The organism is Bradyrhizobium sp. P3_C3 (assembly GCF_056402655.1).
Genome location: NZ_JBFUGY010000076.1, coordinates 1 through 18,981, shown reverse-complemented (window position 1 = coordinate 18,981; position 18,981 = coordinate 1). Strand labels below are relative to the sequence as shown.

General features: G+C 65.4%; 18 protein-coding genes and 1 pseudogene. 15 read left to right on the top strand and 4 right to left on the bottom strand.

The window, feature by feature from the left end; all coding sequences use genetic code 11:
* Positions 1 to 166: 166 nt before the first annotated feature.
* Positions 167 to 1,015, bottom strand: coding sequence for an NAD-dependent epimerase/dehydratase family protein (locus AC1DW2_RS41395; protein ID WP_477008951.1), 849 nt, complete (start codon positions 1,013 to 1,015; stop codon positions 167 to 169).
* 143 nt (positions 1,016 to 1,158) lie between these two features.
* Between AC1DW2_RS41395 and AC1DW2_RS41390 the strand changes: the two genes are divergently transcribed.
* Entirely contained in the window at positions 1,159 to 1,914 is a 756-nt protein-coding gene (locus AC1DW2_RS41390; protein WP_477008952.1) for an HAD family hydrolase, read from the top strand.
* A 24-nt stretch (positions 1,915 to 1,938) separates the two neighbouring features.
* On the opposite strand, the gene AC1DW2_RS41385 is transcribed toward AC1DW2_RS41390, so the two are convergent.
* Together AC1DW2_RS41385 and AC1DW2_RS41380 are read right to left on the bottom strand one after the other, a co-directional pair.
* A complete protein-coding gene (locus AC1DW2_RS41385) occupies positions 1,939 to 2,346 on the bottom strand; it encodes a nuclear transport factor 2 family protein (protein WP_166353359.1) in 408 nt (135 codons plus the stop codon).
* 98 nt (positions 2,347 to 2,444) lie between these two features.
* Positions 2,445 to 3,929, bottom strand: a complete 1,485-nt coding sequence (locus AC1DW2_RS41380) for a mannitol dehydrogenase family protein (protein WP_477008950.1) — start codon at positions 3,927 to 3,929, stop codon at positions 2,445 to 2,447.
* Positions 3,930 to 4,075: 146 nt separating this feature from the next.
* Between AC1DW2_RS41380 and AC1DW2_RS41375 the strand changes: the two genes are divergently transcribed.
* The 7 genes from AC1DW2_RS41375 (at position 4,076) to AC1DW2_RS41345 (ending at position 11,617) form a co-directional block, all read left to right on the top strand.
* Complete coding sequence (locus tag AC1DW2_RS41375; RefSeq protein WP_477008949.1) at positions 4,076 to 4,885, top strand: FadR/GntR family transcriptional regulator; 810 nt, start codon at positions 4,076 to 4,078, stop codon at positions 4,883 to 4,885.
* An 88-nt stretch (positions 4,886 to 4,973) separates the two neighbouring features.
* Complete coding sequence (locus AC1DW2_RS41370; RefSeq protein WP_071917185.1) at positions 4,974 to 5,933, top strand: sialic acid TRAP transporter substrate-binding protein SiaP; 960 nt, start codon at positions 4,974 to 4,976, stop codon at positions 5,931 to 5,933.
* A 118-nt stretch (positions 5,934 to 6,051) separates the two neighbouring features.
* A complete protein-coding gene (locus AC1DW2_RS41365; protein ID WP_028147138.1) occupies positions 6,052 to 6,630 on the top strand; it encodes a TRAP transporter small permease in 579 nt (192 codons plus the stop codon).
* Positions 6,631 to 6,634: 4 nt separating this feature from the next.
* Positions 6,635 to 8,041, top strand: a complete 1,407-nt coding sequence (locus AC1DW2_RS41360) for a TRAP transporter large permease (protein WP_477008948.1) — start codon at positions 6,635 to 6,637, stop codon at positions 8,039 to 8,041.
* Positions 8,038 to 9,087 (top strand): L-idonate 5-dehydrogenase, encoded by a 1,050-nt coding sequence (locus AC1DW2_RS41355; protein ID WP_477008947.1) that lies wholly within the window; start codon positions 8,038 to 8,040, stop codon positions 9,085 to 9,087. The genes AC1DW2_RS41360 and AC1DW2_RS41355 overlap by 4 nt, the downstream gene beginning before the upstream one ends.
* A 73-nt stretch (positions 9,088 to 9,160) precedes the next feature.
* On the top strand, positions 9,161 to 10,351 hold the full coding sequence (gene uxuA / locus AC1DW2_RS41350) for a mannonate dehydratase (protein ID WP_477008946.1): 1,191 nt from the start codon (positions 9,161 to 9,163) through the stop codon (positions 10,349 to 10,351).
* Positions 10,352 to 10,465: 114 nt separating this feature from the next.
* Positions 10,466 to 11,617 carry an alpha-hydroxy acid oxidase gene (locus AC1DW2_RS41345; protein WP_063981332.1) on the top strand — a complete coding sequence of 384 codons (1,152 nt, stop codon included), beginning with the start codon at positions 10,466 to 10,468 and terminating at the stop codon, positions 11,615 to 11,617.
* Between the two features lie 20 nt (positions 11,618 to 11,637).
* Here AC1DW2_RS41345 and AC1DW2_RS41340 read toward each other — a convergent pair whose 3' ends face one another.
* Positions 11,638 to 12,576: a LysR family transcriptional regulator gene (locus AC1DW2_RS41340; RefSeq protein ID WP_477008945.1), complete on the bottom strand. Its 939-nt coding sequence runs from the start codon at positions 12,574 to 12,576 to the stop codon at positions 11,638 to 11,640.
* A gap of 212 nt (positions 12,577 to 12,788) precedes the next feature.
* On the opposite strand from AC1DW2_RS41340, the gene AC1DW2_RS41335 reads away from it, so the two are divergent.
* The 7 genes and pseudogenes from AC1DW2_RS41335 to AC1DW2_RS41305 form a co-directional block, all read left to right on the top strand.
* Entirely contained in the window at positions 12,789 to 13,871 is a 1,083-nt protein-coding gene (locus AC1DW2_RS41335; protein ID WP_477008944.1) for an ABC transporter ATP-binding protein, read from the top strand.
* 36 nt (positions 13,872 to 13,907) lie between these two features.
* Positions 13,908 to 14,621: an HAD family hydrolase gene (locus AC1DW2_RS41330; protein WP_477008943.1), complete on the top strand. Its 714-nt coding sequence runs from the start codon at positions 13,908 to 13,910 to the stop codon at positions 14,619 to 14,621.
* A gap of 15 nt (positions 14,622 to 14,636) precedes the next feature.
* On the top strand, positions 14,637 to 15,944 hold the full coding sequence (locus tag AC1DW2_RS41325) for an NAD(P)/FAD-dependent oxidoreductase (protein WP_477008942.1): 1,308 nt from the start codon (positions 14,637 to 14,639) through the stop codon (positions 15,942 to 15,944).
* Between the two features lie 27 nt (positions 15,945 to 15,971).
* Positions 15,972 to 17,018, top strand: coding sequence for an ABC transporter substrate-binding protein (locus AC1DW2_RS41320; protein ID WP_028160732.1), 1,047 nt, complete (start codon positions 15,972 to 15,974; stop codon positions 17,016 to 17,018).
* A gap of 69 nt (positions 17,019 to 17,087) precedes the next feature.
* Complete coding sequence (locus AC1DW2_RS41315) at positions 17,088 to 17,900, top strand: ABC transporter permease (RefSeq protein ID WP_049807861.1); 813 nt, start codon at positions 17,088 to 17,090, stop codon at positions 17,898 to 17,900.
* Entirely contained in the window at positions 17,897 to 18,682 is a 786-nt protein-coding gene (locus tag AC1DW2_RS41310) for an ABC transporter permease (protein WP_477008941.1), read from the top strand. The genes AC1DW2_RS41315 and AC1DW2_RS41310 overlap by 4 nt, the downstream gene beginning before the upstream one ends.
* A gap of 125 nt (positions 18,683 to 18,807) precedes the next feature.
* Positions 18,808 to 18,981, top strand: a pseudogene (locus AC1DW2_RS41305) (IS481 family transposase); the annotation flags it as partial.

Here is an 18,981-nt window from a genome sequence, read left to right as displayed (position 1 = left end):
GATGACGGCAGCCGCCGTCGCGATCATAGCGATCGTCTTGTTCATTGCATCCTCCCAAGGCGAGCTCGTTCTGCGGTGGCTCGCCGAGCGGCTAGATCACGGCTGCGCCTGAGTGAAGTCAAGCGCGGGCGGAGCATGTCTGGGACGCGTTGGAGATAACCGGAACCTATCGTCCTTGCGCGGTGCGCCACAGCGCATCCAGGCCATGCCGATAAGTTGGATGGGCAAGCGTGACACCGAGCTCGTGCTTCAGTTTCGCGTTGGAGACCCGGGCACTGCTGGCATAGAAGCTGCGGGCCATCGCTGACATCTCGGCGGTCTCGAACGGCTCTTCGGGCGGCGGCGCAAGGTCCATCAGGTTTGCCGCATAAGCGATCACATCCTGCGGCGGCGCCGGCTCGTCGTCGCAGACGTTCCAGGTGCCGCCGTCACTGTGCTTCACCGCGGCCATGATCGCGCTCGCGATGTCGTCGGCGTGGATGCGGTTGAAGACCTGTCCCGGCTTGACGATGCGCCGGGCCGTCCCGGCCCGCAGCGTCACCAGCGCGTTGCGGCCGGGACCGTAGATGCCCGCAAGCCGCAGGATCGCGACGTCGCCGCGCGCCGCGGCGGTCCAGGCTTGCTCCGCCGCGACGCGCGTTCGCGTGCGGTCGAGGGTGGCCTGCGGCGGCGTGCTCTCGTCCACCCAGCGGCCTGCGTGATCGCCATAGACGCCGATGGTGGAGAGATAGACGATCTTCCGCCGCCGGCCCGCGAGCGCGTCGCCAAGGGCCGTAACTGCGGGGTCGCCCGCGCTGCCGGGCGGGATCGATATGAGAAGGACATCAGCGTCGCGGACTCGCTCGACCACCTCGCGGGCCGGACTGCCGCCGGAAAAGGCGTGCACCTCGATGCCGGCAAGGTCGTTTCGCTTGCCGGGATCGCGCACGGTGCCGGCGATATGCGAGAAGGCGCCGCCGAATTGGCCGACGAAATGCCGGGCACTGTAGCCGAGGCCGAGGATGAAGAGCCGCATGCGTCTGCCGTGCTGGAGTTCCCGCTCGCGCGAGCTGCGCGCCGTTCGCTCATAAGGGATTTTTGGGTCCGGCAAAAGATATTGCAATTTTACTCGCCGGCCAGGGCAGGCGATGCTCGCTTGTCAGGAGGGAGGCGTCGGTCATGCAGGCAGAAGCGCCGGCCGCAGTGCCATGCGGTGCCGCGGAGTTGATCGGGCGCGCCGCCGCGCTGATCTTCGATGTCGACGGCACGCTGGCCGAAACCGAGGAGCTGCATCGGCGCGCTTTCAACCACGCCTTCGTTCGCCACGGTCTCGACTGGCAGTGGGACCGGGCGGTCTACAAGGAGCTGCTGCGTGTCACCGGCGGCAAGGAGCGCATGCGCGCCTTTCACGCGAGGCTGCAGGTCGCGCCGCCATTGCCGGATGCCGATATCGCAGCCCTTCACCGCATCAAGACCGCGCATTACGCCGAGCTGATCGAAACCGGCTGCTGTCCCTTGAGGCCCGGTGTGGCGGACCTGCTCACCGCCGCGAAGGCCCGCGGCCAGCGGCTTGCGATCGCGACCACCACCTCGCACGGCAATATCGATGCGCTGCTGTCGCAAGCGTTGGGACCGCACTGGGCGGCGGATTTTGATGCGGTCGTCGCCGGCGACGATGTCCGCCACAAGAAGCCGGCCCCCGATGTCTATCTGGAAACCCTGGCGCGACTGAAGCTGGGCGCAGCCGACTGTGTCGCGATCGAGGATTCCCGCAACGGTCTGATCGCGGCCTCGCGGGCGAACATTCCGGTGCTCATCACCAGAAGCTTGTTCTTTCGGGACGATGATTTCAGTGCGGCGCAGGTCGTGCTGGACGATTTGTCGGAACTCGGGGGCTCAAGACAAAAAACTGAAAAACAACCCCATGCACAGTAGAAAGCGCCGGCCGGCCCGCCGCGGTCAGTGGACGCGGTGGCTCGCCCTATCGTCTTCAGCCTGCTCGACAATCTGCGCGATTGGGCTCGACTGGTGGTGCACCAGCCGCCAGCCGTCGCCGACACGCCGAAAATGGTTGGCCGCGGCCAAAGCGGTGCCGTCGACGATCTCGATGCAGAGCACGCGCGCGCTGTCGCCGTCGACGATCGCCTGCGGTTCGGCGCAGACGATCTGCGGCCGCTCCGGATTTTGCAGGATGTCGCGCCAGCTGCCGATCACCGTGGCCCGGCCGATGATGGCGGGCCAGCCGGGATGGATGCAGGAAATGGCGTCGTCATCCGCCCACATCCGCTCCATTTCGTCGAAGTCGCCCGTTGAAAAGGCGGCGTAGAAGGCCGCGTTCGCGGCGATGACCTTATTGTCCTTTGCCATGCCTCTCGGGTGGGGCAATGGCAGGCAAAAATCAAGCGCGACTTCCGTTCGACTTTGCGTTCGATTTGGACCGCAGTGCAGCATTGCCTGCTTTGTGGTCACACCGAGACAGATATCTCCACCGCTCGCCGCGCACCATCCTTATAAAGACGGCCGAGCGCCGTGGTCACGGCCTCGCGCAGGCGCGGCTCAGTGCCCAGCGGTCCGAACACTTTCTCGACCCCGAGCAATGCGGGCGCGAGCCGTTCGGCGACGGGACCCGCCTCGCGCGCCAGCGCGGCGAACTCGGCGGCGAGCGGATCGCGAACGTCGATGGCGCGGCCCTGCTCGTCGCGTGCGGTGACGTAACGCATCCAGCCGGCCACCGCGAGCGCATGCGTCGCGATCGGCAGGTCTTTGCGCAGGCGATCCTGCATCGCGCCGAGCAGGCGCTGCGGAAGCTTCTGCGAGCCGTCCATCGCGATCTGCCAGGTGCGGTGATGCAGCGCCGGGTTGGCGAAGCGCTTGAGCAGCGAGGCGCGATAGGCGGCGAGATCGGTGCCAACAGGCATCGTCAGCGTCACCGCGGCCTCTTCCATCACCTGCGCGGCGAGACGGGCGAAATGCGGATCCAGCATGGTGTCGGCGATGGTCTCGTAGCCCGCGAGATAGCCGAGATAGGCCAGCGCCGAATGGCTGGCGTTGAGCAGCCGCAGCTTCATCAGCTCGAACGGCTTGACGTCGGTGACGAGCTCGACGCCGGCGGCGGCGAAATCTGGCCGCCCCGCCGTGAAGCGGTCCTCGACCACCCATTGCGTGAACGGCTCGGTCATCACAGGCCAGGCGTCGCGCATGCCGAGCGCGTTCGAGACCGTATCCCGGTCGGCGTCCGTCGTCTCCGGCACGATGCGGTCGACCATCGTCGACGGGAAGGCGGTACTATCGGCGATCCATTTGCCGAGGTCCTTCGAGCGGAGCGCGGCGAACTGCGTCACGATCCGCTGCACGGTGTGGCCGTTGGCGGCGAGGTTGTCGCAGCAGAGCACGGTGAAGGGTGCTAGCCCCTGTGCGCGCCGGCGCGCCAGTGCGGCGACGATGAAGCCGGGCGCCGAGCGCGGCACGTCAAAATTGTTGAGATCGTGCACGACATCCGGATGCCGCTCGTCGAGATCGCCGGTCTGCGGCGTGTGGCAATAGCCCTTTTCGGTGACCGTCAGCGAGACGATGCGAATGGCGGGGTCGGCCATCCGATCGACCAGTGCTGCCGGCTTCTCGCGCGCGACGACGCTGTCGAGCAGCGCGCCGATGACGCGGTGTTCGGTGCCTTCGGCGGCACGCACGGCGACAGTGTAGAGATGATCCTGCGGGGCGAGGGCGTCGCGCGTATCCGGGCTGCGCAGGCTCGCGCCGACGATGCCCCAGGACGAGCTGCCTGCGGCAAGGCAATCGTCGATGACGACGGCTTGGTGCGCGCGATGAAAGGCGCCCAGGCCCAGATGCACGATGCCGGGCGTAACGCGCGAGCGGTCATAGGCCGGGCGGCGGATGGCGGACGGCAGCCGGTCGAGATTGGCGCGGCCAAGACGCGTTGAATTATGGCGCATGGTCGTCTCTCCCTGTGTTTGGCCGCTGCTTGACATGGCGCCTGTCCTCGGTCAATGCTTCGGTCAATTGGTAAGACCAATTTTCCAAAATTGGCGGGCCGCCGGGACGCGATGCTTCCCGGCGAGACCCTTTCGGGGAGGCCAGCGTGCCGCTGGAAGCTGTGGAGGCGAGACGGCTTTACCGCCAGGTCGCCGATCAATTGCGAAGCCTGATCGACAGCGGCGAGTACGCGGTCGGCAGCCGCTTGCCGACCGAACGGGAACTCGCCGAGCAGCTCAAGATCTCGCGGCCGACGGTGCGCGAAGCCCTGATCGCGCTCGAGGTCGAGGGCCGCGTCCGCATTCGCGTCGGCTCCGGCATCTATGTGACCGAGCCAGCGGACGCCGCGCCTGCGCTTCCGGCCGCCGGCATCGAAGGCCCGTTCGAGCTCTTGCGCGCCCGCGAATTCCTCGAAAGCGCGATCGCCGAGCAGGCCGCGCGCGTGGCGACCAAGGACGATATCGCCCGCATCAATGCGTCGCTTGTCGCCATGGAGAATGTCGAGCATCCCGGCGAGGCTTCGATGGTGCACGACCGTGCCTTCCACGTCGCGATCGCCGGCAGTCTCGGCAATGCCGTGCTGGTGCGCGTGGTCGGCGAGCTGTTCGACCAGCGCCTCAATCCCTATTTCGCGCAGCTTGCGCACTACTTCGAGAGCCCAGGCACCTGGCGCACCGCGCTCGACGAGCATTGCGCCGTGCGTGACGCGATTGCGGCGCATGATCCGGACGCCGCGCGCGAGGCCATGCGCAAGCATCTGGCGCGCTCGCAGGAGCGCTTTGCGCAGAACTTTGGTGCCGAGACCGCCGCGGGATCGCCCGCGGAGCGAGGCCGGGTCGCGCGCACGCCGGCGAAACCGGCAAAACCAAAACGCGCGAAGACGCAGGCCAAAAGCGGCAACGCGCGGCGACGATGAGATTGGGCGGCTCGTCCCGGTTTTGGGCGGGTGAACAAGAAGCAGACTTTAGTCAGTGGAGGATAAGTCAGTGTTGAAGAAGATGACGATGGTGCTGGCGACTTCGGTCGCGGCGATGTTCGCGGCGACCAATCCCGGCATGGCGCAGACCAAGCTCAAATGGGCCCATGTCTACGAGACCTCGGAGCCATTCCACACCGCCTCGGTCTGGGCCGCACAGGAGATCGGCAAGCGCACCAACGGGCGGTATACCGTCGACGTTTATCCGGCGTCGCAGCTCGGCAAGGAAGCCGACATCAACCAGGGCCTCTCGCTCGGCTCGGTCGACATCATCATCTCCGGCTCGAGCTTCGCGGCCAAGAGCTTCCCGCCGATCGGCGTGACCTACTATCCCTACACCTTCCGCGACGCCGACCATCTCCTCGCCTACACCAAGAGCGACATCTTCAAGGAGCTCGCCAAGGGCTATGAGGACAAGAGCGGCCACCACATCGTCGCGGTGACCTATTACGGCGTGCGCCAGACCTCGTCGAACAAGCCGATCAAGACTTGCGCCGACCTCAAGGGCCTCAAGATGCGCGTGCCCGACGTTCCGGCCTATCTGGCGATGCCGCGCGCCTGCGGCGCCAACACCGCGCCGATCGCGTTCGCCGAAGTCTATCTCGCGCTTCAGAACGGCACCGTCGAGGCGCAGGAGAACCCGCTGACCACGATCGAGGCCAAGAAGTTCTACGAAGTGCAGAAGCACATCGTGCTGACCGGCCACATCGTCGACCACCTCAACACGGTGGTGGCGGGCGCGCTCTGGAAGAAGCTCAGCGACGAGGACAAGAAGATCTTCACCGACGTCGCGCAGGAGGCCGCTGCGAAGGCGACCGCGGAGATCAAGCAGAACGAGGCAAAGCTGGTTTCCTTCTTCAAGGAGAAGGGACTGACCGTGACCGAGGTCGACAAGAACGAGTTCCGCGACATCGTGCTGAAGAACGTTGCGTTCGAGACCTTCGGTTATCGCAAGGCCGACTGGGAACGCATCCAGGCGGTGAAGTGACGACGTAGTCGTCATCCCGGGGCGGCTCGAAGAGCCGAACCCGGGATCTCGAGGTTCCGGGTCTGGTGCTAACGCACCATCCCGGAACGACGTGCTGCAAGTTTGAGGGAGTAACCCCATGTCCACCGTCGAAGTGCACCGGCAGATCACCGGGGACGAGATCGCCCACACCTTCGAGGAAGAGGCGGTGCCGAAGGTCGATCTCGGCGTCTACGCTTTCGAGGACTGGGTGGCGCTGGTGATCTTCTGGGTGATGGCGCTTGCCGTCTTCCTCCAGTTCTTCACCCGCTACGTCCTCAACGACAGCTATGCCTGGACCGAGGAGATCGCGACCTACTGCCTGATCGGCGTGGTCTTCATCGGCTCCTCGATGTGCGTGCGGCTGTCGCGGCACATCCAGGTCGATCTGATCTACCGCTATCTGCCGCATGTCGTGGCGCGCGCGCTGTCGACCGCGATCGACCTGATCCGGATCGCCTTCTTCGGCTACGCCATCAAGCTGGTCTGGGTCTACATCCAGATCATCGGCGACGAGTCGATGACCACGATCAATCTGCCCAAGGACTACGTCTATTACGCCGTGCTGGCGGGCTTCGTGCTGATGTTCGTGCGCTCGGTGCAGGTGGCCATCCAACATCTGCGACAGGGCTATTCGATCCTCGAACGTCCCGGCGCCTACGACGGTTTTGAGGGGTAAAGTTATGTTGCTGTTGCTTGGAGGCTTCCTCGTCCTGATGCTGCTCGGCGTTCCCGTGGCGATTGCCATGGCCGCGTCGTCGCTGCTCTACATCCTGGTCAGCGGCGTGACGCCTGACGTCACGCTGGCACAGCGCATGATCGCCGGCGTCGAGAGCTTTCCGCTGCTCGCCGTGCCGTTCTTCATCCTGGCCGGCAATCTCATGAACATCGCCGGCGTCACCGGCCGCATCTACAAATTCGCGGTCGCGCTGGTCGGCTGGATGCGCGGCGGCCTCGGTCACGTCAACATCATCGGCTCGGTGATCTTCTCCGGCATGTCCGGCACCGCGATCGCGGATGCCGCCGGTCTCGGCACCATCGAGATCAAGGCGATGAAGGACCACGGCTATTCCACCGAGTTCTCCGTCGGCGTCACCGCGGCGTCCGCCACGCTCGGGCCGATCATCCCGCCGTCGTTGCCCTTCGTGATCTACGGCATGATGGCGAACGTCTCGATCGGCGCGCTGTTCCTGGGCGGCGTCATTCCCGGCATCGTCATGACGCTGCTGATGATGGCCACCGTCACCTACTTCGCGCACAAGAACAAATGGGGCAGCGATACGCCGTTCTCCTGGCCGCAACTCGGCTCGGCCGGCCTCGAGATCGCCATCGTGCTGGCTTTCCCGCTCGCGATCTGGCTGATGGTGCTGGCCGGCATGTCCACCAACATGGCCGTTGTCATCGGGCTCGGCACGCTGCTCGCGATCGACTGGTACTTCGACTTCTCGGCGGTGATGGCGCTGATGGCGCCGGTCATCCTGATCGGCGGCATGACGCTTGGCTGGTTCACGCCGACCGAGGCCGCGGTCGCCGCCGTGATCTGGTCGCTGTTCCTCGGCCTCGTCCGCTACCGCACCATGACCTTGAAGACGGTGGCGAAGGCGACCTTCGACACCATCGAGACCACGGCCTCGGTGCTGTTCATCGTCACGGCCGCCTCGATCTTCGCCTGGCTGCTGACGGTGTCGCAGGCAGCCCAAATGCTCTCGGACTGGATGCTCAGCATCACCCACAACAAATGGGTGTTCCTGGCGCTCGCCAACGTCCTGATCCTGTTCGTCGGCTGCTTCATCGACACCACGGCGGCGATCACCATCCTGGTGCCGATCCTGCTGCCGATCGTGCTCAAGCTCGGCATCGATCCGATCCATTTCGGCCTGATCATGACGCTGAACCTGATGATCGGCCTGCTGCATCCGCCGCTCGGCATGGTGCTGTTCGTGCTCGCCCGCGTGGCCAAGCTCTCGGTCGAGCGCACGACGGTCGCGATCCTGCCCTGGCTGGTGCCGCTGATGGTCGCGCTGATCGCGATCACCTACATTCCCGAACTGACCCTCTGGCTGCCTAAATACATGGGACTCTCCAAATGACCTCCACCGCTCTCGCCGCAACCCTGTTCGGCCCCGAAGATCTGCGCATGATCGAGCATCCGCTCGACAGGCTCGCTGATGGCATGGTGCGCATCCGTTTCGGCGCCGGCGGCATCTGCGGCTCCGACATGCATTATTTCCGTCATGCCCGGACCGGCGATTTCGTCGTGAAGTCGCCACTCGTGCTCGGCCACGAGATATCCGGCGAGGTCGTGGAGATCGCAGGTTCCGCAGCGAACCTGAAGGTCGGCGACCGTGTCGCCGTCAATCCGTCGCGCTGGTGCGGCCATTGCGTCGCCTGCCGCGAGGGCCGGCCGAATCTCTGCGAGAACATCTACTTCATGGGTTCGGCGTCGAAGACGCCGCACATGCAGGGCGGCTTCGCCAACTATTTCGACGCGGTCCCCGCGCAATGCGTGAAGATCCCCGATCACGTGTCCTATCAGGCCGCGGCGCTGGCCGAGCCGCTCGCGGTCTGCCTGCACGCGGTGGTGCGTGCCGGCAACATCGAGGGCAAGCGCGGCATCATCTTCGGTGCCGGCCCGATCGGGCTTTTGACCATGCTCGCGGCACACCGCGCCGGCATGGCCGACATCACGGTGGCCGACATCGCACCGGCGCCGCTCGCCTTTGCGACCCGGCTCGGCGCCTCTCACGTCGAGAACGTCTCGGCCGGCGAGGAAGGGCTGAAGGCACAGGCCGCATCGCGTCCCTATGATGTCGCGTTCGAGGTCTCGGGCACCGCCGCAGGCCTTGCCAGCGCGATCGGCATCGTCAGGCGCGGCGGCATTGTGGTGCAGATCGGCAATCTGCCGGGCGGCCAGATTCCGACGCCGTCGAATGCGGTGATGGCCAAGGAGATCGACCTGCGCGGCTCGTTCCGCTTCGGCTTCGAGTTCATGACCGCAGTGGAACTGATCAGCGCCGGCAGCGTCGACGTGCTGTCGCTGGTCACCGCCGAGCGGCCGCTGTCGACCGCGCCGGACGCACTGCGGCTGGCGCTCGACCGCTCGCAGAGCGTCAAGGTCGTGCTGACCGCGAACTGATTCTTTGTTTTGACGCGTTTTCTTCACGCGAACCGGTATCCACTTCGCTCGAAAACGCTTTAGGAGAATTTCGATGATGCTCGAGGGATGGCGCTGGTACGGTCCGGATGATCCGGTGTCTTTGGACGATGTCAGGCAGGCCGGGGCGACGGATATCGTCTCGGCGCTGCATCAGGTACCGATCGGCGAAGCCTGGACACGCAAGGCGGTCGAGGAGCGCAAGAACTTCATCGAGCACGGCCAGCCCGGCCGCTCGCAACTGACGTGGTCGGTGGTGGAGTCCATTCCGATCCCCGACGACGTCAAGCGGCTCGGGGCCAAGGCGACGGCCTCGATCGACGCGTGGATCGCGAGTCTCGAAGCGGTGGCGGCGGCCGGCATCAAGATCATCTGCTACAATTTCATGCCGGTGGTGGACTGGTGCCGCACCGATCTGGAGTGGGAGCTGCCGAACGGCGCCCGCGCCATGCGCTTCGACCAGGACCGCTTTGCCGCGTTCGAGCTGCATATCCTGAAGCGTCCCGCCGCCGTGCAGGAGTATTCGCCCGAACAGCAGGCGCGCGCCAAAAAGCTGTTCGACCAGATGAGCCAGGCCGATATCGACTATCTCGTCATGGTCATCGCCAGCGCGCTGCCGGGCTCGACCACCGAGCCGATGACGATCCCGCAATTCCGCGACCGGCTGGAGACCTATCGCGACATCACGCCAAAGATCCTGCGGCAGCATCTCGCCGAGTTCCTGGGCCGCGTCACGCCGGTCGCCGAGCAACTCGGGGTGTCCCTGACGCTGCATCCCGACGATCCGCCGCGCCCGCTGTTCGGCCTGCCGCGCATTGCTTCGACCGACGACGACTATCAGGCGCTGTTCGATGCCGTGCCGTCCAAGGCCAACGGCATCTGCCTGTGCACCGGCTCGCTCGGCGTGCGCGCCGGGAACGATCTGCCCGCGATGGCCGAGCGCTTCGGACCGCGCATTGCGTTTGCCCATCTGCGCGCGACCAAGCGCGAGGCCGACGGCCTGTCCTTCTACGAGTCGGACCATCTCGACGGTGACGTCGACATGGTCGCGGTGCTGAAGGCGCTGTTGAAGGAGAACGCACGGCGCTCACCCGACAAGAGAATCGTGTTCCGTCCCGACCACGGCCATCGTATGCTCGACGATCTCGCCGCCACCAAGCGCACCAATCCCGGCTACACCGCGATCGGCCGCCTGCGCGGCCTCGCCGAACTCCGTGGCGCCATCAGGGCGATCGAGCATCGATAGGAGACCGGCGGCGCCATCAGGCGAGAGATCGCCGCGATGGCGGCCGCTGACAGCATCGGCGGCGCGATGGCAAGATGATCGACGCGCAGAGCATGTCGTGAGCGGAGTTGAGAAATGCGCCTGACACAGTGTCATAACTTCCACGATTTCCGGCGGCTGGCGCGCCGCCGGCTGCCCGGTCCGATCTTCGACTACATCGATGGCGCGGCCGACGATGAGACGACCCATCGCCGCAACAGCGCGAGCTTCGAGCATTGCGACCTTCTGCCCAACGTGCTGCGCGGCGTGCAGGACGTCGATCTCTCGGTCACCATCATGGGTCAGAAGCTCGCGCTGCCGTTCTACTGCTCGCCGACCGCCTTGCAGCGCCTGTTCCATCATGAAGGCGAGCGTGCCGTCGCCGCTGCTGCGGCGAGCTACGGCACCATGTTCGGCGTCTCCTCGCTGGGCACGGTGTCGCTGGAGGAATTGCGCAAGGCCCACGACACGCCGCAGGTCTATCAATTCTATTTCCACAGGGATCGCGGTCTCAACCGCGCCATGATGCAGCGCGCCAGGGACGCGGGCGTCGAGGTGATGATGCTCACGGTCGACAGCATCACCGGGGGAAATCGCGAGCGCGATCTGCGCACCGGCTTCAGCATTCCCTTCCGCCTGACGCCTGCGGGCATGCTGCAGTTCGCGATCAAGCCGATGTGGGGTATCCAGTATGTCAGCCACGAGAAATTCAGGCTCCCTCAGCTGGAAGAGCATGTCGACATGAGCGGCGGCGCCATGTCGATCGGCCGCTACTTCACGGAAATGCTGGATCCCGCGATGAATTGGGACGATGTCGCGGAGATGGTGCGGACCTGGAACGGCCCGTTCTGCCTGAAGGGGATCATGTCGGTGGAAGACGCGCGCCGCGCGGTCGATATCGGCTGTGCCGGCATCGTCCTTTCCAATCATGGCGGCCGCCAGCTCGACGGCTCCCGCTCGGCTTTCGATCAGCTCGCCGAAATCGTCGATGCCGTGGGCGACCGCATCGACGTGATGATGGACGGCGGCATCCAGCGCGGAACCCATATCCTGAAAGCGCTGTCGCTCGGGGCCAAGGCGGTGGGGCTTGGACGATACTATCTCTATCCGCTCGCCGCCGCCGGCCGCCCCGGCGTCGAACGAGCCCTCGGCCTGCTGCGGGCCGAGCTCGTGCGCGATATGAAGCTGATGGGATGCACGTCGATCAGCCAGCTATCGCGCGCCAATCTGCGCTTCCGGCCCGGGTAGCGCGCCGTGATCGTTCGGCATCAATAGCAGGCAGCCATCGCGCCGAGCTTCGGATAGAGCCGGTCGATCGCGGCGATCTCGTTTTTCATCTGCGCGATGATCCAGTCCCGGATTTCGGCGGCGATGGGGCGCATCGGCCGGTTGCGCGGCGGCAGGAATTCGCAGATGCGACGCGTGGTGGTGAGCGTATCGGAGGCCGGCACCAGCGCGCCGGTCAGGAGCCAGTGCGAGGCCACCGTCAGCCAGCCGAGCGCGATGCCCTGGCCGAGCAGGGCGGCCTGCATCACGACGGCATAGTCGGTGAAGCTCAGCGCCTTGGCCGCACCGCGGCGGCCGGTGAGAAGCGAGGCGTAATCCGCCGCCCAGTCGCCAGGCGTCTCGGCGAGGCGAATGATGGTGTTGCCTTCGGTGGGATCGGTCTCGCCGAGATAGCCAGGGCTGCACATCGGCAGCATGACTTCCTTCATCACCAGCGTGCCGCCGGACGACGGCTCGTCGCGGTCACGGAAGCGCATGCCGAGGTCGACATTCTCGACCGGTCCGCGCAGCGCGCCCGAGATGAGCTGGAAGCGCAAATCGACCTCGGGAAACTGCTTCTGGAGCTTGTCGATGCGCGGCATCAGCCAATGCGTGGTGAAGGCGGAGGAGACCGACAGCGTCACCGTCTCGGTGCCCTTGCGGCGCCGTTCGATCTCGACGAGCCCGGTCTCGATGCTGCGAAAGCCTTCGAGCACGCGGCGATAAAGCAGCTCGCCTTCCTCGGTGAGCACCGCGCGCCCCGCAGTGCGGTCGAACAGGCGGACGCCGAGATGCTCCTCGAACTGTCCGAGCATGCGGCTTACCGCCGGCTGCGTGACGTTGAGCTCGGCTGCTGCCGCCGTGAAACTGCCATTGCGCGCCGCTGCGTCGAAGACGAACAGGGCGTTACTGGAGGGCAGCATCCGGCGCAGCTCGGGCATAACGCCATGTTATGGACGCGGTGAGAATTTGGCAATTGCCGAGTTTTGCCAAGTCTGGTGTCATTGGCATCACAGCCTAAAGACAGGGCTTGCGAGCGAAGAATTGGTGCGGTGCACGCTTCGGCCGTGAGTGGTCAACATTCCTGTCTATAAAGCAGGCTTATGGCGCGCAGTGAGGCACGCCATTGCAGGGAACGAGGCGAGGTCGATCGTTGGACAAACGAGCGGAAAACGTCGAGATCAGGTCCGCGAGCAAGGCGTATGGCCCCGTTCGCGCTCTCGACGACGTTTCGCTCAATGTCGGCGCCGGCGAATTCGTCTCGCTGCTCGGCCCCTCCGGCTCCGGCAAGACCACGCTGCTTGGAATTCTCGGCGGCTTCATCCTGCCATCGAGCGGAACCATCCTGTTCGGCGGTCGTGACGTCACCTGGATGCCGCCGCACAAGCGCGACATCGGCGTGGTGTTCCAGAACTACGCACTGTTCCCGCATATGAGCGTCGGCGAGAACGTCGCCTTTCCCCTGCGCGCACGGCGCCTGCCGAAAGCGAGCTGGCCCGACAAGGTGCGCGCGGCGCTCGCGATGGTCGGTCTCGCCGGCTATGAAGAGCGCGGCATCGCGCAACTCTCCGGCGGCCAGCGCCAGCGCGTGGCGCTGGCGCGTGCGATGATCTTCGAGCCGCGCCTGATCCTGATGGACGAGCCGCTCTCCGCGCTCGACAAGCAGCTCCGCGAATCCATGCAGATCGAGCTGCGCGCGCTGCACCGGCGCATCGGCGCCACCATCATCTACGTCACCCACGACCAGCGCGAAGCGCTGACCATGAGCGATCGCGTCGCCGTGATGAAGGACGGCCGGCTGATCCAGATCGACGCGCCCGAGCGGCTGCACGACCATCCCGCGGATTCCTTCGTCGCGAGCTTCATCGGGGAAGCGACGATGCTGCCGGTTCGCCGCGTCGATGCCTCCAGCGTCGCGCTCGGCAATGCGCTCTTGCGCAGCGCCCGCGCCATTCCCTCTGGCGATGCCTTGATGCTGGCCGTGCACAGCGAAAAGCTCCTGATTGACGACGGCGCGCAGGATGCCGCCTGCAACCGGCTGACCGGGACGGTCACCGACATCGTCTACCAGGGCGAGAGCCTCCGCATCTTCCTGGCGCTCACCGATGGCATCGCGCTCAGCCTGCGCCAGCCGAGCTATCACCAGGCCTACAGCCGCATCCCGCCGCTCGGCGGCAGCCTCACCGTGACCCTTCACCCCGAGGACACCATCGTTGTCCCCAGGGCGGGGGACTGAACTCAAGCCCTGTTCAACCGAGAGAAGAAACCAAAGATGTCGTCAGCAGCCTCGTTCAGCAATTTCAAGGTTCTCACCTTCGACGTCGTCGGCACCTTGATCGATTTCGAGACCGGCGTGCTCTCCGCGGTACGCAAGATCTCCGGCAAGTCGCCGGCCGAGCTCAGCGACGAGCAGATCTTCGAGCCCTACAAGCGCGGCCGCGACAAGCATTATGAGCGCTCGAGCGAGGCGATGTTTCATGTCTATCGCCATCTCGCCAAGGAGCTCGGGCTTCCCTCCGACGATGCGTCCTGCGATGTGTTCCAGCTCTCGGTGCTGCGCTGGGGGCCGTTCGCGGATTCGGTCGAGGCGCTGAAGCGCCTGCGCACGAAGTTCCGGCTGGTGGCGATGACCAATGCGGACCGCGTCGCGCTCTCCTGCTACGCGCACGCGCTCGGCAATCCCTTCGACGACACCGTCTGCGCCGACGATACCGGCGTGGCCAAGCCGAACCCGGAGTTCTTCGCCTACAACAAGGGACGCCAGTCAGCTTTCGGCTACAAGCAGTCCGACATTCTGCACGTCGCGCAGAGCCAGTACCACGACATCGGGATCGCGCGGAAGCTCGGCTACAAGGTGTGCTGGATCGAGCGCCGCCAGGGCATGGCCGGTTTCGGCGGCACGCCCGCGGTGGAGACGCTGACCAAGCCGGACTTCCACTTCCCGACGCTGAAGGCGCTGGCGGACGCGGCGATCGGGCCGGCGTAAGGCATGAGCGGCGGCATGACACGGGACTGGAGCGCATTGCCATCGGCCAACTCGCTGTGGGAAGCCACGGCGGAGCCGGCGCGCGCGTTTCCCGTGCTGTCGGGCGAGCGACAGGCGGACGTGGTGATCATCGGTGCAGGCTACACGGGCCTCTCCGCGGCGCACCACATCGCCAAGAGCGGCCTGTCGCCGGTCGTGCTGGAGGCGAACCGTCCCGGCTGGGGCGCGAGCGGGCGCAATGGTGGGGTGATCACCGCGAAGTTTCGGCTGTCGTTCCGCGAGATCGACGCCACCCATGGCCGCGTCATGGCGCAGCGCATGTACGAGATCGCGCATGAATCGACTGACATGGTCGAGGAGCTGGTGTCCGAATTCGGCATCGCCAGCGCGGCGCTGACACGCACGGGCCAGGTCAAGGCTGCGCATAACGAGRCGACGCTGAAGGCCGCGATCGACGAAGCCAACTGGATGACGCGCGAGATGGGCTCCGCCGAAGTCCGCATCCTCGACAAGCGCGGGGTGCGTGACGAAACCGGCTCCGACATCTTTGTCGGCGGCGTGCTCAATCCCGGCTCCGGCGGCATCCATCCGCTGAACTATCTGCGCGGGCTCGCCGATGGCGTCGCGCGCCGTGGCGTTCCGATTTTCCAGGAGTCGCCGGTGGTCAAACTCCGGCGCGAGAACGGCGGCATCGTCGCCGAGACGCCGCAAGGCGCGGTGCGCGCGAAACAGGCGATCATCGCCACCAACAGCTACTCCGATCTCACCAGCGCGACCGCGCACATGCAGCGCACGCTGATCCCGTTCCGCAGCGCCCTGGTCGCGACCGAGCAGCTGCCGCGCAATCTCGCGGGCAAGCTGATGCCGACGGGGCGCACCTACACCGAGACCAAGCGCATGATGCGCTGGTTCCGCATGGTCGACAACCGCGTCATCTTCGGCGGCCGTGGCGCCTTCGGCAAGCAGGACTCGCAAGCTGCCTTCGACGCCTTGCGCAAGGCGATGGTCGGCATCTTCCCGGATCTCGCCGATGTGCCGCTCGCCTACAAATGGTCGGGCCTCGTCGGCATGACGCTGGACTCGGTGCCGCATATCGGCCGGCTCGACGACCGCACGCTGGTCTCGATGGGCTACAACGGCGCGGGTGTTGCGATGTCGAGCCTGATGGGCCGCTATCTCGCCGCCTTTGTGCGCGGCGAGACGCCCGAGGTCGGGCTGCTCGATATCAGGCGCATGAAGGCGATCCCGTTCTATCCGCTGCGCGAGCCCGCCGTGCGCATGGTGGCCGGCTGGTACCAGTTTCTCGATGCGATCGGTCAGTGAGATTATTTGGTGATGGAGGAGGCGAGGATGATGACGACACGCAATTTTGGACTGGGCTGTGCCGTGCTGGGCGCAATCGGATTTACCACCGCGGCGAGCGCCGCCGAGCAGATCACCTTCGTCTCGCAAGGCGGCGCCTATCAGGCGGCGCAGACGGTGGCGATCCTCGATCCCTCCGCCAAGAAGCTCGGCATCACCATCAACCAGGACTCAATCCCCGACGCCTGGCCGGCGATCAAGACCCAGGTCGGCAGCGGCAAGCCGATCTGGGATGTCGTCGACACACCGACCGGCTATTGCCTGCGCGGCGGCGAGCAGGGGCTGATCGAGAAGCTCGACTTCTCAAAAATTCCGAACGCGGCGGCGATGCCGGAGGCCTATCGCAGTCCCTATTCGGTGTCGTACGAGTTCTATTCCAGCGTGCTGGCCTACAGCCAGAAGACGTTTCCGAAGGACGCGCCGAACAGCTGGGTGGATTTCTGGGACGTCAAGAAATTCCCCGGCCGCCGCGCGCTGCGCAACCATCCGATCGCCACGCTCGAGGCCGCGCTGATGGCCGACGGCGTCGCGCCCGACAAGCTCTACCCGCTCGACGTCGACCGCGCCTTCAAGAAGCTGGAAGAGATCAAGCCGCACATCACGGTGTGGTGGACCTCAGGCGCGCAGTCGGCGCAGCTCCTCAATGACGGCGAGGTCGACATGGAGATGGCCTGGAACGGCCGCGTCAGCGCGGTGGCCAAGGAGGGCGCGAAGGTGTCCTTCACCTACAACCAGGGCGTCCTTCAGAGCACCTCGCTCTGCATCCTCAAGGGCGCGCCGAATCTGGAGACGGCAGTCAAATTCGTCAACGAGGCCGTCGATCCCGTGCACCAGGCCAATCTGCCGCTCAACATCGACTACGGTCCGGGCAATCCGAAGGCGTTCGAGACCGGCGTGATCAAGCCCGAGCGCGCCGCGCAATTGCCGAGCGAGCCGGCGAACGCGGCCAAGCAGGCGCTGATGTCCTACGCCTGGTGGTCCTCGCCCGCGGGCGAGGCCGCCGAGAAGCGCTGGGCGTCCTTCATGCAGAAGTAAGCGAGGCCAGCGTTGTCGACATCCGTGCCAGATTCCTCCCAAAAGCATCAGCGCCGCGAGCATGCGCTGATGCTGGCATTGGTGTCGCCGGCGCTGCTCGTGATTCTTCTCCTGATCGTGCTGCCGGTCGGCTGGCTCGCCTGGCAGTCGATCTACCATGACGGTTTTACGCTGGAGAACTATCGCCGGGTCTTTACCGAGGACATCTACTGGCGCAGCTTTGCGCTGACCTTCGAGATCAGCCTCGCGGTCACCGTGATCGCGCTGCTGCTCGGCTATCCCGTGGCCTATCTCGCCAACGCCGTGCCGAAGGGCTGGAGCATCCTGATCCTGTCGCTGGTGGTGCTGCCGTTCTGGACCAGCGTGCTGGTGCGCGCCTATGCCTGGCTGGCGCTGCTCCAGCGCACCGGCGTGATCAACCAGTTCCTGCGCTATCTCGATGTCATCTCCGAGCCGCTCGCGCTCGTCCACAACACGTTCGGCACGGTGGTTGCGACCGTGCACATCCTGCTACCGTTCATGGTGCTGCCGCTTTATGCCACCATGCAGAAGATCCCCGGTGATTTGATGCAGGCCGGTGCGAGCCTGGGGGCGAGCCCGTCGCTCACCTTCTTCCGGGTGTTCCTGCCGCTGTCGCTGCCGGGCGTGCTCGCCGGCTGCACCATGGTGTTCGTGCTCTGCCTCGGCTTCTACATCACGCCGGAATTGCTCGGCGGCGGCCGCACCGTGATGGTGTCGATGCTGGTGAGCCGCAATGTCGAGCTCTACAACCAGTTCGGCGCCGCGAGCGCGGTCGCCGTGGTGCTGCTCCTCAGCGTGCTCCTGATCTTCTTCGCCGTCAGCCGCTTCATCTCGCTCGATCGCGTGTTGGGGCAGAAATGACGCGCACTTCGCCCGCACGGATGGTCCTCTACGTGATCAGCGCGCTGGTGCTGGTCTATCTGATCCTGCCCGTGCTGATCATCGCGCCGATCTCGTTCTCCAGTGCGCGCTTCCTGACGTTCCCGCCGCCTTCGTTCTCGCTGCGCTGGTACCAGCAATATTTCGCCAATCCGGCCTGGATGCAGGCGACGCGGGTGACGCTGACGGTCGCGTTCTTCACGGTCCTGATCGCAACGCCATGTGGGGTTGCGGCGGCTTACGCGATCAGCCAGTCGAAGCTGCGCATCATGCGCATCATCCACATGGCGCTGCTGCTACCGCTGGTGGTACCGATCATCATCACTGCGGTCGGCATCTTCTTCGTCTATGCAAAGGTCGGTCTGGTCGCGACCATGCCCGGCCTCGTGCTGGCGAACGTGATGCTGGGCCTACCTTATGTCGTCATCTCGGTGCTTGCGGGCTTGCAGAGCTTCGATCCGGCGCAGGAGATGGTGGCGCGCAGCCTCGGCATGAACCGCCTGCGCAGCTTCTTCGCGGTGACGCTGCCGCAGATCAAGTCGAGCGTGGTCGCGGGCGGCATCTTCGCCTTCATCTCCGCGATGGACGAGACCATCGTCGCGCTGTTCATCTCCGGCGGCCAGTATCAGCCGCTGACCAAGCGCATGTTCACCGCGCTCCGCGACGAGATCGACCCGACCATTGCCGCGATCTCGACGTTGATGACGGCGGCATCGTTCATGCTGGTGCTGCTGGCGAGCACGCGGGGGAAGAGGAGTGGGTGAGGGGGCTCCGGCCTCCGCTGTCATCACCCGCGAAATGTTTAGCCCGGACAGATCACTGACGGGTGTTCGGAGACATAGCTGACACATCAACATTGGCTGGATTGGTCCGATTCGGGAGGCCGTCCATGCCTTGGAGCGAGGTGTCAGTGATGGATCAGCGTCACGAGTTTGTGCGGCTGGCTTTGCAGGAGGGCGCCAACCGGCGCGAACTGTGCCGTCGGTTCAACATCAGTCCTGACGTCGGCTACAAGTGGCTCGGCTACAAGTGGCTGGCGCGCTGGCAGGCCGGCGATCGGGAG